The sequence below is a fragment of the Sphingobium salicis subsp. salicis genome (assembly GCF_049472635.1).
Classification (GTDB): domain Bacteria; phylum Pseudomonadota; class Alphaproteobacteria; order Sphingomonadales; family Sphingomonadaceae; genus Sphingobium; species Sphingobium yanoikuyae_A.
The window spans coordinates 2,905,060-2,920,017 of record NZ_JAYRCS010000001.1 but is presented as its reverse complement, the minus strand read 5'-3'; the positions used below and the strand labels follow the sequence as shown (position 1 = coordinate 2,920,017).

The 14,958-nt window shown below is 67.8% G+C and carries 12 protein-coding genes; 6 read left to right on the top strand and 6 right to left on the bottom strand.

Translation table 11 applies throughout. The annotated features are described in order from the left end of the window. Positions 1-75 precede the first annotated feature (75 nt). The gene (locus VHN57_RS14210; protein ID WP_278984959.1) at positions 76-1,485 is read left to right on the top strand and encodes a sigma-54-dependent transcriptional regulator; all 1,410 of its coding nucleotides are present in this window, start codon (positions 76-78) and stop codon (positions 1,483-1,485) included. After that, positions 1,475-2,815, top strand: coding sequence for a sensor histidine kinase (locus tag VHN57_RS14205; RefSeq protein WP_278984961.1), 1,341 nt, complete (start codon positions 1,475-1,477; stop codon positions 2,813-2,815). Before VHN57_RS14210 ends, VHN57_RS14205 begins: the two co-directional genes overlap by 11 nt. 18 nt (positions 2,816-2,833) lie before the next feature. Here VHN57_RS14205 and VHN57_RS14200 read toward each other — a convergent pair whose 3' ends face one another. Then, positions 2,834-3,880: an NADP(H)-dependent aldo-keto reductase gene (locus VHN57_RS14200; protein WP_278984963.1), complete on the bottom strand. Its 1,047-nt coding sequence runs from the start codon at positions 3,878-3,880 to the stop codon at positions 2,834-2,836. Between the two features lie 201 nt (positions 3,881-4,081). On the opposite strand from VHN57_RS14200, the gene VHN57_RS14195 reads away from it, so the two are divergent. Together VHN57_RS14195 and VHN57_RS14190 are read left to right on the top strand one after the other, a co-directional pair. Beyond that, the gene (locus VHN57_RS14195; RefSeq protein ID WP_004208058.1) at positions 4,082-4,732 is read left to right on the top strand and encodes a DedA family protein; all 651 of its coding nucleotides are present in this window, start codon (positions 4,082-4,084) and stop codon (positions 4,730-4,732) included. A 117-nt stretch (positions 4,733-4,849) separates the two neighbouring features. Further along, positions 4,850-5,503, top strand: coding sequence for a YjbE family putative metal transport protein (locus VHN57_RS14190; RefSeq protein ID WP_048937702.1), 654 nt, complete (start codon positions 4,850-4,852; stop codon positions 5,501-5,503). 184 nt (positions 5,504-5,687) lie between these two features. Here VHN57_RS14190 and VHN57_RS14185 read toward each other — a convergent pair whose 3' ends face one another. From VHN57_RS14185 to VHN57_RS14170, 4 genes are read right to left on the bottom strand one after another with little or no spacing between them, the layout of a single operon-like run. Further along, positions 5,688-6,731, bottom strand: a complete 1,044-nt coding sequence (locus tag VHN57_RS14185) for an AbrB family transcriptional regulator (protein ID WP_423284242.1) — start codon at positions 6,729-6,731, stop codon at positions 5,688-5,690. Between the two features lie 4 nt (positions 6,732-6,735). Further along, the gene (locus VHN57_RS14180) at positions 6,736-8,037 is read right to left on the bottom strand and encodes a CitMHS family transporter (RefSeq protein ID WP_010335556.1); all 1,302 of its coding nucleotides are present in this window, start codon (positions 8,035-8,037) and stop codon (positions 6,736-6,738) included. Between the two features lie 34 nt (positions 8,038-8,071). Further along, on the bottom strand, positions 8,072-9,562 hold the full coding sequence (locus VHN57_RS14175; protein ID WP_048937700.1) for an OprO/OprP family phosphate-selective porin: 1,491 nt from the start codon (positions 9,560-9,562) through the stop codon (positions 8,072-8,074). Positions 9,563-9,564: 2 nt separating this feature from the next. Next, positions 9,565-10,638, bottom strand: a complete 1,074-nt coding sequence (locus VHN57_RS14170; protein WP_037512766.1) for an ABC transporter substrate-binding protein — start codon at positions 10,636-10,638, stop codon at positions 9,565-9,567. A gap of 106 nt (positions 10,639-10,744) precedes the next feature. Between VHN57_RS14170 and VHN57_RS14165 the strand changes: the two genes are divergently transcribed. After that, entirely contained in the window at positions 10,745-11,398 is a 654-nt protein-coding gene (locus tag VHN57_RS14165; protein ID WP_004208051.1) for a response regulator, read from the top strand. Continuing rightward, positions 11,388-12,800: a sensor histidine kinase gene (locus VHN57_RS14160; RefSeq protein WP_278984968.1), complete on the top strand. Its 1,413-nt coding sequence runs from the start codon at positions 11,388-11,390 to the stop codon at positions 12,798-12,800. The genes VHN57_RS14165 and VHN57_RS14160 overlap by 11 nt, the downstream gene beginning before the upstream one ends. A gap of 94 nt (positions 12,801-12,894) precedes the next feature. Here the strand turns inward: VHN57_RS14160 and VHN57_RS14155 are convergent, their stop codons facing one another. Next, complete coding sequence (locus VHN57_RS14155; RefSeq protein WP_423284239.1) at positions 12,895-14,931, bottom strand: tetratricopeptide repeat-containing sulfotransferase family protein; 2,037 nt, start codon at positions 14,929-14,931, stop codon at positions 12,895-12,897. Between the last annotated feature and the right edge of the window lie 27 nt (positions 14,932-14,958).

The window sequence follows — 14,958 nt, the reverse complement described above, 5'->3', positions numbered from 1 at the left end:
CGGGTCTGGCACGGATATTGATTGCACGGTTCCGGACAGGCGCTGTACGGGAGCGAACGGATGACAGAGGGGCGGATGACACAGGAGAAGCCATTCGAGCTGTGCGTCGTCATCGATGATGATGACGACATATTGCTGGCCGCGCGCCTGTTGCTGCGCGCGATCTTTGGCGAAGTGCTGACCTTTCGCGACCCCGAATCCGCCTTTGCCGCGACCGCCGGCCTGACCCCCGAAGCGTTCCTGCTCGACGCCAATTTCTCGCGCGGGGCGACCAATGCGGCGGAAGGGTTCGAATGGCTGGGCCGTTTCCTGGCGCGCGATCCGCAGGCGGTGATCGTGATGATTACCGCCCATGCCGGGGTGCAGGTCGCGATCGAGGCGATGAAGCGCGGCGCGACCGATTTCGTGACCAAGCCCTGGTCGAACGAGCGGCTGCTGGCGACGGTGCGCACGGCCGCGGCGCTGCGCGCGTCGCGCAAGGCGGTGGCGCAGAAGGACAAGGTGGCGATGATCGCGGCGGCGCCGGCGGGCGAAACGCCGCTGCTCGGCACATCACCGGCGATGGCGCGGGTGCAGCAACTGATCGATCGTGCCGCGCCGACCGACGCCAATGTGCTGATCCTGGGCGAGAATGGCACGGGCAAGGAACTGGTCGCGCGCGAACTGCATCGCCGATCACGCCGGGCCGACCGGATCATGCTGCCGGTGGATCTGGGCGCGGTGGCCGAAAGCGTGATCGATTCAGAGTTGTTCGGTCATGTGAAGGGCGCCTTCACCGATGCGCGGGCCGACCGGATCGGGCGGTTGCAGGCGGCCGATGGCGGCACCTTGTTCCTGGACGAGATCGGCAATCTGCCGCTGCACCTGCAGCCCAAGCTGCTGACCGCGCTGGAGCAGCGCAAGGTGACGCCGGTGGGCGCCAACAAGCCCGTGCCGGTGGACATCAGGGTGATCGCCGCGACCAACCTGAGCGCCGGGCAGATCGCGGACGAAGGGCGGTTCCGCCAGGATCTGCTGTTCCGCCTGAATACGGTCGAGATAGTGCTGCCGCCGCTGCGCGAGCGGCGCGAGGATATTCCCGCGCTGGTCGCCCATTATCATGCGCTCTATGCCCGCAAATATGCCCGGCCGGTCCATCCGATCGCGCCCGAGCTGATGGCGGCGCTGGTCGCCTATGACTGGCCCGGCAATGTCCGCGCGCTGCGGCATGCGATCGAGCGGGCGGTGATCCTGGCCGGGGACGCACCCTTTGGCATCGAGGATATCCCGCTGCGCAACCATGGCAGTCCCGAGCCGGTCCGGATCAACCGGGCCGCCGTGGTGGAGGCGCCGCCACCACCCGACGACATGAATCTGGAACGGGTCGAGCGGCGACTGGTCGAGACCGCGCTGATGAAGCATGGCTATAATATCTCCAGCGCCGCCGCCGAGCTGGGCCTGACCCGCGCCTCCCTCTATCGCCGTATGGAAAAACATGGGCTTTGATCGGCGCTTCTCGATCGGCCTGGCGCTGCGGCTCGTCATGGCGATGGCGTGCCTGGCGGCGCTCGCCTGGGCGCTGATGACGCCGGACCTGGGCGCCGTGCGCATCCTGTGTGCGATCGGGGCGGCAGTCAGCGCTATGGCGCTATGGCATCATGTGCGCCGCGCCAATTTCGAACTGGCCCGCTTTGTCGAGGCGATCGAGTTTGGCGACCTGCAGGCGCGCTTCGCCCGGCCGGGGTCGGACAGCGGCTTCGACCAGTTGGGCGCGGCGCTCGACCGCGGCATCCGCAAGCTGCGCGACGATCGGGTGCGCTTGCAGGAGGCGTCGCGCTTCTACGAGGCGCTGGCCGATGATGCGCCCGCCGCGCTGCTGACGATCGCGCCCGATGGCCGCATCGAGCCGGTGAACAAGGCGGCGCGCAAGCTGTTCAACCGCCATGCCGGGGTGCGGCCGGACGATTATGCCCCCTATGGCGGCCATTTCGCCGCGACGCTGACCGCGCTGGAGCCGGGGCGCAGCCAGACCATGTTGATCGAGACCGATATCGGGCCGCAGCGCGTGCTGATCCGCTGCGCCAGCCTGACCCGGCTGGGCGGGGCGACGCGGGTGATTGCGGTGCAGGTGATCCAGCAGGCGCTGAATGCGGTCGAGGTGGCGGCGCAGAGCGACCTTATCCGCGTGCTGACGCATGAGATCATGAATTCGATGACGCCGGTGACATCGCTCGCCCGCACCGCGTCGGACCTGATGGCGCAGGCGGACGATGGCGACGATCCGCTGATCGCCGATGCCCGTGCCGCCGTCGATACGCTGGCCCGGCGCGCCGACGGGGTGATGCATTTCGTCGAAACCTATCGCACCATCACCCGCCCGCCGCTGGTCGATCGTCGGTTGTTCGCGGCGCGGCCCTTTGCCGACGAACTGGCCAAGCTGTTCGCGGCCGATGCCGATCGCGCGAGCGTGCATCTGGATGTGCGGGTCAGCCCCGCCGACCATCGCATCGATGCCGATCCCGACCTGTTGGCGCAGGTGGTCATCAACCTGCTGCGCAATGCAGCGGATGCGGCCGAATGCCATCGCGACCGGCCGGAAGTGTCGCTGAGCATCGCCGCGATCAGCGCCGGGCGCACCCGGATCGAGGTGGCGGACAATGGCCCCGGCGTGCCCGAGGCGCTGCGCCACGACATCTTCCTGCCCTTCTTCACCACCAAGAAGACCGGCAGCGGGATCGGCCTGAGCCTTGGCCGGCAGGTGCTGCTGGCGCATGACGGCACGATCGAGATCGACAGCGCGCCGTCGGGCGGCGCGCTGTTTCGGCTGACGCTGTAGCGCGGCGGCCGGCCCCGATCAGGGGCAAGGGTCGGGCAGGTCGCGATGCACCGCCTCGATCGCGGCGATGGCATCGGCGCTGAGCGTCAGGTTGACGCTGTCGATGTCGGCCCTGAGCTGGTCCAGCGAGGTTGCGCCGATGATCGTCGCAGTGACGAACGGGCGGCTGTTGACATAGGCGAGCGCGAGCTGGGCGGGATCAAGGCCATGGGCATGGGCGATCGCGACATAGCGGGCGGCGGCCGGCGCCTGGCCGGGCAGGTCGTAGCGGACGAACTGGCGCGCGACGTCGCGGCGGGTGCCGGGCGCGATCACCCCGCCCAGATATTTGCCGGTCAGATTGCCGCCGGCGAGCGGCGAATAGGCGAGCAGGCCGACATCTTCCCGCAGGGAAAATTCGGACAGGCCGATTTCGAACACGCGGTTGAGCAGATTATAGGCGTTCTGGATCGACGCGATACGGGGCAGGCCCTGGTCCCGCGCCAGGCGCAGATATTCGCTGACGCCCCAGGGGGTTTCGTTCGACACGCCGACATGGCGGATCTTGCCCGCCTTCACCAGATCGGCAAGGGCATCGAGCGTTTCCTCGATCGGCACGGTGTCGGGCCGGTCGGCCAGGGCGGACAGGCCGCGCACGCCGAAGGAGGGGACCGGCCGGTCGGGCCAATGGACCTGGTAGAGATCGATATAGTCGGTCTGCAACCGGCGCAGGCTGTCGTCGATTGCCTGTTCAATGTTCCGGCGATCGAGCCGGTCCGCGGTGCGGATGCCGCGCGAGGGATCGCGGGCGGGGCCGGCCACCTTGGTCGCCAGGATGATGTCGTCGCGCTTCTTTCGCCCGGCGATCCAGCTGCCGATATAGGCTTCGGTCAGGCCCTGGGTGTCGCGGCTGACCGGGGTGACCGGATACATTTCGGCGGTGTCGATGAAATTGACGCCCTGGCCGATCGCATAGTCGAGCTGGGCGTGCGCTTCGGCTTCGCTGTTCTGCGATCCCCAGGTCATGGTGCCAAGGCAGATCAGGCTGACCCAGAGGTCGGTGCGACCGAGCGTGCGATATTCCATATGTCATGGCCCTTTCGTGGCAAGCGACTGGTTTCTAGCCGTTTGTCGGGAAATGCAAAGCCATGGCGGGATCGGTTGAGAAACTATCATTGACAGCATCCGTCCCGCCGCAGACAGGGAACAACTCGTCCATCGGTTAACCAAAGGCTCATCGGATCGCCCTAGGTTGCGACTCCTTCCCTGTTGGTGCGTTGATCGAGCATGTCTGACCTGTCTGATCTCATCCTGGACATGATTACCCGCTATGGCTGGTGGAGCGGGCCGATCATCGGCGTGCTGGCCTTTTTCGAATCGCTGGTGGTGATCGGGCTGTTCGTGCCGGCAATCGCCACCATGATCGCGGTCGGCGGGCTGATCGGGGCGGGGCTGGTCGATCCGGCGCCGGTGTTCGCCTGCGCCGTGTTCGGCGCGATCCTGGGCGACTGGGTCTCCTACACGCTGGGGCGGTCGGTCGGGCCGGCCATCTATCGCCATCGCTGGCTGCGCGGGCACCGGCTGGCCTTTGCGCGGGCGCGGCTCTTCTTTCGCCGCTATGGCTTCATCTCGGTGCTGCTCGGCCGCTTCCTGGGGCCGGTCCGTTCGACCGTGCCGGTGGTCGCGGGCGTGGTGAAGATGCCGCATGGCCCGTTCCAGATCGCCAATATCCTGTCCGCCCTGCTGTGGGTGCCGGCGCTGCTGTTGCCCGGCTATCTGGCTGGCGGCCGGCTGACCCATTTCGATTTCGAGGCCGAGCATTTCGCCATGATGGCGCTGGGCCTGTGCCTGGTGCCGCTGCTGCTGGGGTGGCTGGCGATCCGTTTCTTCAACAAGCCGCGCCAGCGGCATCGCACCATGTCCGCACAGCGCGGCTGAAAGGTTGATGACAGGCTGCTTCGCTAATCGGCGGCGGCCCAATTCACACCCAATAGGCTGTTCGCTGCGGCGGTGATGTTCTTCACGTCGTTGCCTTGCGGGACGGCGAGAGGATTTATGAACGACATCTGGACTCACATAGTCGCCGATTTTTCCAATCTCGGCTCTCCATCCGCGCTGGCGGCCTTTGGCCAGGTGGTGCTGATCGACATCATGCTGGCGGCGGACAATGCGATCGTCGTCGGCGCGCTGGCGGCCGGCCTGCCGCCGGCGTCGCGACGTAAGGTCATCGCGATCGGCGTGATCGCCGCGCTGGTGCTGCGCATCGCCTTTGCCCTGCTGGTCACGCAGCTGATGCAGCTTGTCGGCCTGGTCTTTGCCGGCGGCCTGCTGCTGGTCTGGGTCGGCTGGAAGATGTGGCGCGAACTGCGCGCGCATGGCGAACCGGAAGATGCCGAGGATATTGCTGGCAAGGCCGCGCCCAAGGGCTTTGCCCAGGCGGCCTGGGCGGTGGCCATTGCCGACGTCAGCATGAGCCTGGACAATGTGCTGGCGGTGGCCGGCGCGGCGCGGGAGCATCCCGGCATCCTGGTGATCGGGCTTGTCCTGTCGGTAGCGCTGATGGGCGTGGCGGCGAACCTGCTGGCCCGCGTGATCGAACGCTATCGCGCGATCGCCTATTTCGGCCTGATCGTGATCCTCTATGTCGCCGGCAAGATGATCTATGAAGGCGCGATCGACCCGGCCACGGGCCTCATCACCCTGTTCTGAGGCCCTGTTTGGAAAATGCGCGGAAGAGCGCATTTTCGATGCGGCACCGGCCTTCAAACGAGGCACGTGACTCGTTTGAACCCCACCCGACCTCCCATCAGGATACCATGTCTGGGCGGTCGGGTGGGGGTGCGGGCCGGTGCGGATGCGCCAGAGGCGCATTTCTCAGAAAGCGCGGGGCTGGTCAGTCGGCCCCGTTCTTCCGCCCCATGGAGGCAAAGCCGAGCGGCGCGCCGATCAGCACCAGGATGACGCGGGTCAGATGGTGGATGACGACGACGCCCGGCTCCAGCGCCAGGCTGAGCGCAACCATGCTCATTTCGGCGAGACCGCCTGGCGGATAAGCGAGCGTCAGCAGCACCGGATCGACCCCGGCGAGCGTGCCGATCCCCGCCGCCCAGGCAAAGGTGACGGCCAGCAGGATCGCCGTCGACCCCGCCGCCAGCGCCAGGATGCGCAGCAATCCCTTCAACGTCAGGCCAACGAAGCGGCAGCCCATGGTGGCGCCAAGGCCGACCTGTGCCGCGGCCAGTGCCCAGCCGGGAATGCGGAAATCGGCGAGGCCGCTCATATGCACGGCGGCGCTGACCGCCAGCGGCCCGACCAGATGCCAGGCGGGCAGGCGCAACAGCCGGCCGATCAGCAGGCCCAGAAGCGCGCAGCCCATCCCCCAGAAGAGCAGCGACCAGCTGGCCACATCGCCGGTCACCGGGGTGATGGCGCTGGTAGCGACCGGCGCATGGTCGAGCCGGATCAGGAAGGGCAGGATGAAGACGACGAGGAAGATGCGCGCGCCATGGATCAGGCCGATGGCGCGCTCGTCGGCGCCGCGCTCCGCCCCCATCACCACCATCTCGGCAATGCCGCCGGGCATGCCGGCGAAATAGGCGGTGGCCGGGTCGAACTTCGCGACCTTGCGGAAATAGGTGACGCACAGCAGCGCGGCGGTGGCGAGGAAGAAGGGCAGGGCGGCGAGCGGGATGATCCAGTCGCGCGCCTGCGGCAACAAATGCGGGCCAAAGCTGCTGCCCAGCACCACGCCGATTACCGCCGCCATCGGGCGGCGGGTGGCGGCGGAAGCCTGAATCGGCAAACCGGCGACGCTGGCGACCGCGCAGGCCGCCATCGATCCGAGCACCCAGGGCAGTGGCGCATGGATCGACCAGAAAAGCGCGCCGCCGGCCGCCCCGACGGCAAGCGCCGCCAGGAAGCGGAGAAGTGTGTCCACCCCCCTAGGCGACAAAGGGGAAAGCCAGGGCGATCATGCCGACCAGGGTCATGACGATGCCGACCGCGGCGGCGGGCAACAGGGTGAAGCGCTGATGATCGGCCAGGTCCACGCCCGCCAGGCTGACCAGCAGATAGGTGGAGGGGACCAGCGGGCTGAGCAGATGGACCGGCTGGCCCATCAGCGAGGCGCGGGCGATCGCCATCGGTTCGACGCCATAATGGGCGCCGGCTTCGGCAAGGATCGGCAGCATGCCGAAATAGAAGGCATCATTGGAGATGAAGAAGGTGAAGGGCATGGAGAGCAGGGCGGTGATCGGCGCCATATAGGGGCCGAGCGCGGGCGGGATGACGCCGACGACTTCCTTGCTCATCGCCTCCACCATGCCGGTGCCGCCGAGGATGCCGGTGAAGATGCCGGCGGCGAAGATCAGCGACACGACCGACAGGACATTGCCGGCATGGGCGGCGATCCGTTCCTTCTGCTGGGCGACGCCGGGATAGTTGACGATCATGGCGATGGCGAAGGCGATCATCATCAGCACCGAGAGCGGCAGCACGCCCCAGACCAGCAGGACGAGTAGCGCCACCACCAGCAGGCCGTTGAACCAGCGCAGATGCGGCCGGCGCGCTTCGGGATATTGCGAGACGCCCAGGTCCGACGGGGCGACCGACTGGCGCGCCTGCACCTTGCCGAGGCGGCGGCGTTCCTTGATCCCGAACCAGAAGGCGAGGCCGAGCAGGAAGGCGAGGCCGGCGATCATGCCGGGGATGAGCGGCAGGAACAGGGTGGCCGGGTCCAGCTTCAGCGCGCTTGCGGCGCGGGCGGTCGGCCCGCCCCACGGGGTCAGGTTCATGATCCCGCTCGTCACCATCAGCAGGCAGACGAGATAGAGCCGGTTCATGTCGAACCTTTTGTAGAGGGGAAGCAGCGCAGCGATGGTGATGATGTAGGTGGTCGACCCGTCGCCGTCGAGGCTGACGATCGCGCAGAGCACCACGGTGCCCAGCAGGATCAGCAGCGGATCGCCATGCACGATCTTCACCAGCCGGGCGACCAGCGGGTCGAACAGGCCGGTGTCGGTCATGGTCGAGAAGAAGAGGATGGCGAACAGCAGCATGACGCCGGTCGGCGCCAGATTCTTGATGCCGTCGATCATCATGTCGCCAAGGCCGGCGGCCTGACCGGCGATCACGCCGAACAGCGAGGGGATGACGATCAGCGCGACCAGCGGCGTCATCCGCTTGGTCATGATCAGCGTCATGAAGGTGGCGACCATCAGGAAGCCGAGCAGGGCAAGATTCATCGCTGCGTCCTTGAGGGGGCTGGAGGAAGGAGGATCAGAAGGTCACGCCGACACGGGCGCTGACGGTCTGGCCGTCATCGCCGCCCGTGTAGGTGCCGGCGCGGTTGTTGGTGTGCCACTGGATGCCGTTGAGCTGGATCCGGGTGAAGCTGTTGAGATACCAGTTGACGCCCAGCGTCGCGGCCCAGCCGTCGCCGCCCAGCACCAGGTCGGTATAATCGAGATTTTCGTAGCGGGCGGTCAGCTCGATCGCGCCGAGGCCGCCGTCCAGCACGGGGTCGAGCACATTGGGCTGGCCGAAGCTGCCGAGGCGCGGGTTGTAGGGCGGCAGTTCGCCGGTCAGGAACAGGCCGCTCGACAGGCTCCAGGCCTTGCTTTCGAAGCTGGGGCGTCCGCCGTCGAGGCGTGCGATGCGGCGGCCGGCCTCACCCATCACCCACAGGCCGCCGACATAGCCGCCCAGTTCCGCGCCATAGCCGGTGGTCGAGCGGCCGCCGAGCAGTTCGCCGGTGGTGACGCGGACCGCGCCGTTGAAGCGGCCGCCGATGACGGTGCTGCGGGTCAGCGTGGTCGCGGCGGAGGACAGGGCTTCGTCGAAGAACCAGCCGCCGACATGGAGCAGCGAGCGATCGGTCCTGATCGGGTTCCAGTGCGCACGGCCGCTGAAGGTGCGGCTGTCATTGGTCGCCTGTTCGCCATCGACGCGGTCGCCGGTCACGCTGAGCGAGGCATGCCAGTTGGGGCCGAACATGCGGCCCATGATGCCGATGCCGTAGAAGCCGCGCTGCGGGATGATGGCGGTCGACACCACGCCCCGTTCCAGGAAGGGGGTGGAGTCCGAACCGGTGCTGCCTTCGAAGGCGCGGTCGTTGAACAGGTGCCCGGCGCGCACGTCATAATCGACCTTGCTGCTGATCTTGTTGCGATAGCCCAGGAAGGCGGTGACGATGTCGACCTCATTCTCCGAAAAATCGCTTTCGAACTGGTAGAAGAAATGCGGACCGACGCCGCCTTCCAGACCCAGGCGCAGCGCGCGCATGCCGGTCGTCGTGGTGTTGCGGCCGCCATATTTCGACCCCATGGTCGAGCTGACGTCGACCAGGATGCGGCCGCGCGGCTTGTAGGTGAAGACGCCGTCGGCCGAGCGGAAGACGGGCAGGCCCGCGCCCCATTCGGTGGTGACGCCGGACGGATTGGCGGCGACCGCGCGGGCCTGGGCCACGTCGATATCGGCCGGGCCGGGCGGCACGATCTGCGGCGCGAAGGGGGCGATGACCAGCGGCTGGGCCGTGTCCTGCTGCGCCATTTGCGGCGCGGGCTGCGCAGCGGCGGGGGGAGTCGCGGCCTGGGCGGCGGCCTGCTGGCCCTCGATCTTGTCGAGCCGGGCCTTGAGCGCGGCGATCTCGGCCGCCTGGGCCTTCACCAGTGCGGCCAGATCATCGGCGCTGGGCGTCTGGGCGAGGGCGGGCGTGGCGACGATCAGTGCCAGCGCGGCGCAACCGCCGCGCAACATCAGATGGGACATGCTTATCGGGCTCCGGAAACAAGGGCCGCCTGCCATTCGCGCAGGAAGCGCTGGCGCGTGAGGCGGTCGAGATTGACGAGAAGCTGCGGGCCGACGCGGATCGAGCGGGCCTGGGCAGCGGGCAGGCGGCGGCCGTTGATGTCGGTCCGCACCGGCCAGAGGCTATGTTGCGCGAGCAGCGATTGCCCTTCGCGCGAGAGGAGGAAGTCGAGGAACAGCTTGGCGGCGGCAGGGTGCCGCGCCTCGCGCGCGATGAAGGCGATGCGCGACATCACGATGGTATAATCTTCGGGAAAGACGACGCCGATGCGCGGGTCGCGGCGGGCGCGTTCCTGCGCGTAGGAGCCGATCACATTATAGGCGATCGAGAATTTGCCTTCGGCCACGCCGCGCAGCATCGGTTCGGTGGTGATGTGCAGTTGCGGCCGGGTCGCGGCCATCGCCTCGACCAGCGAGCCGGTGTCGCGGGTGATGGCATAATCCTGGGTCAGATAGAGATAGCCGGTGTTCGAGCGGGCAGGATCGAAGGTCGCGACCTTGCCGGTCAGCGCCTTGCGATCCTTGCGCAGCATCGCCTCCAGCGCGGCATGGCTGCGCGGCGGATTGGCAATCGCCTTCTTGTTGTAGACATAGGCGATCGGCTCTGCGGTGACGCCAAAGCCCATATTCTTCCACACCGCATTGGCGGGCAGGGCGGGCTTTTCCGGGCTGGCATAGGCCTGGGCAAAGCCGTCATTGATGAGCTTGACCTGCTGGTCCATCGCCGACGACCAGACCAGGTCGGCCGACATCCGGCCGCTGCGCGCCTCGGTCGAGAAGCGGCGGAACATCTCGTTCGACCCGAGGTCGGAATAGCTGACGGTGACGCCGGGATAGCGGCGCTGGAACGCCAGGATGACCGGTGCCATTTCCGACGTGTCGGCATTGGCATAGACGATGACCTGCCGTTCGGCACGGGCATCGCCGATCAGATCGTCATAGGAACGCGGATAGCCGGTTGGCCTTTGCGCTACCGCTGTCGCGCTGGTGACGGACAGGCTTGCCAGCGCCGCCACTATCTGAATAACCCTTCGCATCGACCCTGCTCCTCACATGTTCCGTTCTTCTGTCGGATTGGGAGAGGCAGTTACGAAGCCAAGCTGTCATCAACCTTTCAGCATCGGGTGCCCTATTCGGATTTTGATGATCGAGGATGACGCCGCACTGGCGCGCAGCATTGCAGCGCTGCTGCGGGCGGGCGGCCATGCGGTGGACCATGTCGCGACCGGCGAGGATGCGCTGGCGGTGGTGGGCGGCGAACCCTATGCGCTGGTGATACTGGACGTGGGCCTGCCGGATATCGACGGCTTCACCGTATTGGCGGAATTGCGCCGGCGCGGCGAGAAAGTGCCGGTGCTGATGCTGACTGCGCGCGATGCGCTGGACGACCGGGTGCGGGGGCTGGACCTGGGCGCCGACGATTATCTGCGAAAGCCCTTCGAGCCCCAGGAACTGGAGGCGCGGGTGCGGGCGCTGGGGCGGCGGCGGGGCGGCGATCCGACCCCGGAAATCACGGTCGGGCCGCTGACCATCAATCGATCGACCGGCGCCGCCGATGTCGCCGGACGGGCGCTGGACCTGCGCCGGCGCGAACTGGCGGTGCTCGAGTCGCTGGCGACCAGGGCCGGGCAGGTGGTGCCGCGCGAATTGCTGATCGGCGAGGTGTTCGGCTTTGACGAGCCGGTCGGCAGCAATGCGATCGAGGTGCATGTGACCCGGCTGCGCGGCAAGCTGGCGCCCGACGGGCCGGGCATCCGCACGGTGCGCGGCGTGGGCTATATGCTCGATGCCCAATGAGGGACGGCCATCGGGCGAGGGGCGGGCCATTGCCCTGCGCACCCGCCTGCTGGCGGCGATGCTGGGACCGATGCTGGGCGCGGCGGCGATCATCGGCGTGGGCGGCGCGACGCTGATTTCCGACGTGGTCCGCCGGACCAACGACCGGGTGCTGGGTGGCGCGCTGGGCGCGATCGCCGAAACCGTGCAGGTGGAACGGGGCGAGGTGACGCTGGACCTGCCGCCCGCCGCGTTCGGCATGCTGGAAAATAGCGAGCGGGACAATGTCTATTACCGGATCGCGGTGGGTGGCACGCTGCTGACCGGCTATGCCGATCTGCCCGCGCCCGACCCGCGGACCATGCCGGTCGACCAGCCGCGGTTCCGCTTTGCCCGGTATCGCGGGCAGGACATCCGCATCGGCGAGGTGAAGCGCAGCCTGCCGCGGATCGCCGACCCGGTGATCGTGCAGGTGGCCGAGACGCTGGATAACCGGCGGGCGCTGATGCACCGGCTGATGATCGCGCTGCTGATCGGCGAACTGACGCTGGTGGGGGTGGCGATCCTGCTGCTGCGGCCGGCGCTGGGCTGGAGCCTGCGGCCGTTGCTGCGGCTGAGGCGCGCGGTCGAGGTGCGCGATGGCGGCGCGCGGCCCGATTTCTCGGCGCTGGATGCGGGGCCGTTGCCGAGCGAATTGCGGCCATTGGCGCGGGCGTTCAACCGGTTGCTGCGCCAGCTGGACCAGGCCACGGGGGGCGTGCGCCGTTTCACCGCCGATGCCTCGCACCAGATGCGCACGCCGATTTCGGTGCTGAAGGTGCAGATCGAGCTGGCGCGGCGGGGATCGCGCGAGGCGTTCGACGAAATTGCCGATGCGGCGCAGCGGCTGGAGCGGCTGGTGACGCAGTTGCTGGCGCTGGCGCGGGCCGAGGAGGCCGGGGCATCGCCGCCGCTGGAGACGGTGGACCTGAAGGAAGTGAGCGCGGTGGTGGTCAACCGGCTGATCAACCAGGCGATCCAGGCGCAGGTCGAACTCAATCTGGAGGCGTCGGACGCGGAAAGCTATCGCGTCGAGGCGCATCGCACGCTGGTGTTCGAGATATTGGCCAATCTGGTCGACAATGGCATCCGCTATAACCGGCCCGGCGGCACGGTGACGATCGCGCTGGCGCAGGGCGAGGATGCGACCCTGATGACGGTCAGCGACGACGGCCCCGGCATTGCGGTGGAGCATCGCGACAAGGTGTTCGAACGCTTCTTTCGCGTGGGCGGCGCCAGCGCGCCGGAGGGGACGGGGCTGGGCCTTGCCATCGTCCAGTCCGCCGCGTCGCGCATGGGCGCGCAGGTGGAGATTGTCGAGGGTGGCGTGGGCACGCATATCCGAGTGCGCTTTCCGCGACGGGGGGAGGATGGCGGGGTTTAGCGCGCGTCTGCCCACTGGCGCGTAGGCCGCCGCTTCGCGGCGCACCCACCCCCGGCCCCTCCCTTGGAAGGGAGGGGCGTAAAGGCGCGCATGATCAGCGCGGCGGCAGGTCGGGATAGCTGTGCGCGATCGGCCCGAGCGCGTCGGCCAGCGGGGCCAGCCAGGGTTCGAATCGCCGCCAATGATCGACGCCGCCGGTATAGATGGGCTGGCGCACCTGTTCGGAACTGGCGGTGCGCACCGCCCGGTCGGTCTGCCAGAAGGACAGGCAGGCGGTCTCGAAATCGAGGCCGAGATAGGCGAGCAGCCGGTCGACCTCACCCGGCGTGTCGGCGACCATCCGTTCATAGATGACGCGATGGACCCGGCCCGGCGCGGCCGCGTCATAGGCCGCCATCAGCGCGACATAGTCGCGATAATAAAGGCCGATGTCGGTAAGGTTATAGGTGAAGGCCTGGCCGCGCGCGAAATGCTGTTTCCAGCCGGAAAAGCAGCAGCCCATCGGATGACGGCGCGCGTCGATGATGCTGGCATTGGGCAGGATCAGCTTGATGAGGCCGACATGCTGCCAGTTGTTGGGCATCTTGTCGATGAAGCGCGGCTTGCCGCTCTGTCGGTGGACGCGGGTCTGTTCGACATATTCCTCGCCCAGCCGACGACGGTCGGCCGGGGTCAGCGATGCCGCCATGGTCGCGAAATCGGCAAATTCGCCATCGTCCACCCGCGATTGCAGGCGGCTGGCGATCATCATCATCTCGGGCAGTTCCATCGTGCCTTCGACCTGGCTGTGGCTGGCGAGGATCTGCTCGACCAATGTCGATCCCGCGCGCGGCAGGCCGACGATGAAGATCGGGTCGGGCGCGGGGCAGCCGCCATCGCCCATGGCGGCGATGAAGGGCGCGCTGAAGGTCGTGGCGGTGGCCGCCACTTCGGCGGAAAATTCGCCGGCATCATGGCGGATCATGGCGCGGCGCAGCCGGTTGCCGGCGTCATAATGGCGGAAGGCCGCTTCGTCCGCCTTGCGATCCTCCTGCGCCTTGCCGAGCGAGAAATGGAGGTGGAAGACATCCTCGCCCTCCGTCTGGCCATCGCGGGCCAGGGTTTCGAGCGCGCGCTCCATCGTGGCGATGTCGGCGGCGTCGAGCTTCACGGTCTTGAGGTTGGCGAGGCTCCACCAGGCTTCGCCCATGGTCGGGCGATGATGGACCGCCTGGCGATAGGCATGGACCGCGTCGGCCTGTCGCCCCAGCGTCTTGAGCGCATGGCCCAGATTCTGCCAGACCTGCGGCTGGTCGGGCCGATCGGCCAGCAACCGCTCATAGATGGCGCGCGCCGCGTCCTGATCGCCCAGCCGCACCAGCACCGATGCGCGGATGAGGTCATAGCCCGGATTATGGATCGGCGAGCGGGCGAGGGTTTCGGCATGGGCCAGCGCTTCGCTCAGGCGGTTGTTCTGCAACAGCAGGCGGATGAGGAAATCGCGGGCGAGGTCGAAGCCGGGTGCCAGCGCGACGGCGCGCTCGACATGAGCGAGGGCGGCATTCATGTCGCCGCGCCGCCACTGCACCTCACCCATGAGGCGGGTGCCGGCGGGATCGTCGGGCAGGCGATCGGCGCGCGCCGTGAGAAGCGCGGCCGCATCGTCCAGTCGCCCCTCGTTCATCGCTAGGGCCGCTGCCAGCAGGTCGCGATCGCGCGAGGCGGCGTGGACGCCCGACAGGTCGGCACGCCAGGCATCGCCATCGCGCCCAATCGTGCGTAGCAGCCCGGCCAGCATGAACCAGCCGCCGGGGACGCCGGGTTGCTGGCGGGTCAGGCTTTCGAGCGCGCCGATCGCCTGACGCTGGTCGCCGGCTTCCTGCGCGGCCTGGGCCAGTTCCCACAATATCGCGGGGACGGTGGGATGCTGGCGGGCGAGGGGGGTGAGCCGGGCCAGTGCGGCCTTGGGCTTGCCGAGGCGGCGCAGCGCCTGGCCGATCAGCAGTTCGGCGGGGGGCAGGCGCCCGGCCCGGCGCAGGATCGCCTCGGCCTGCGCCAAGGCCGCATCGGGGCGGGCGTCGAGCAGGGCGGCAGCGTCTGCCAGCGCCGTCTGGATGCTGTCGGTTGCCGGTACGGCGGACGCGTTCCCCATAGCCCCTCATATTTGTGCGACTGCTCA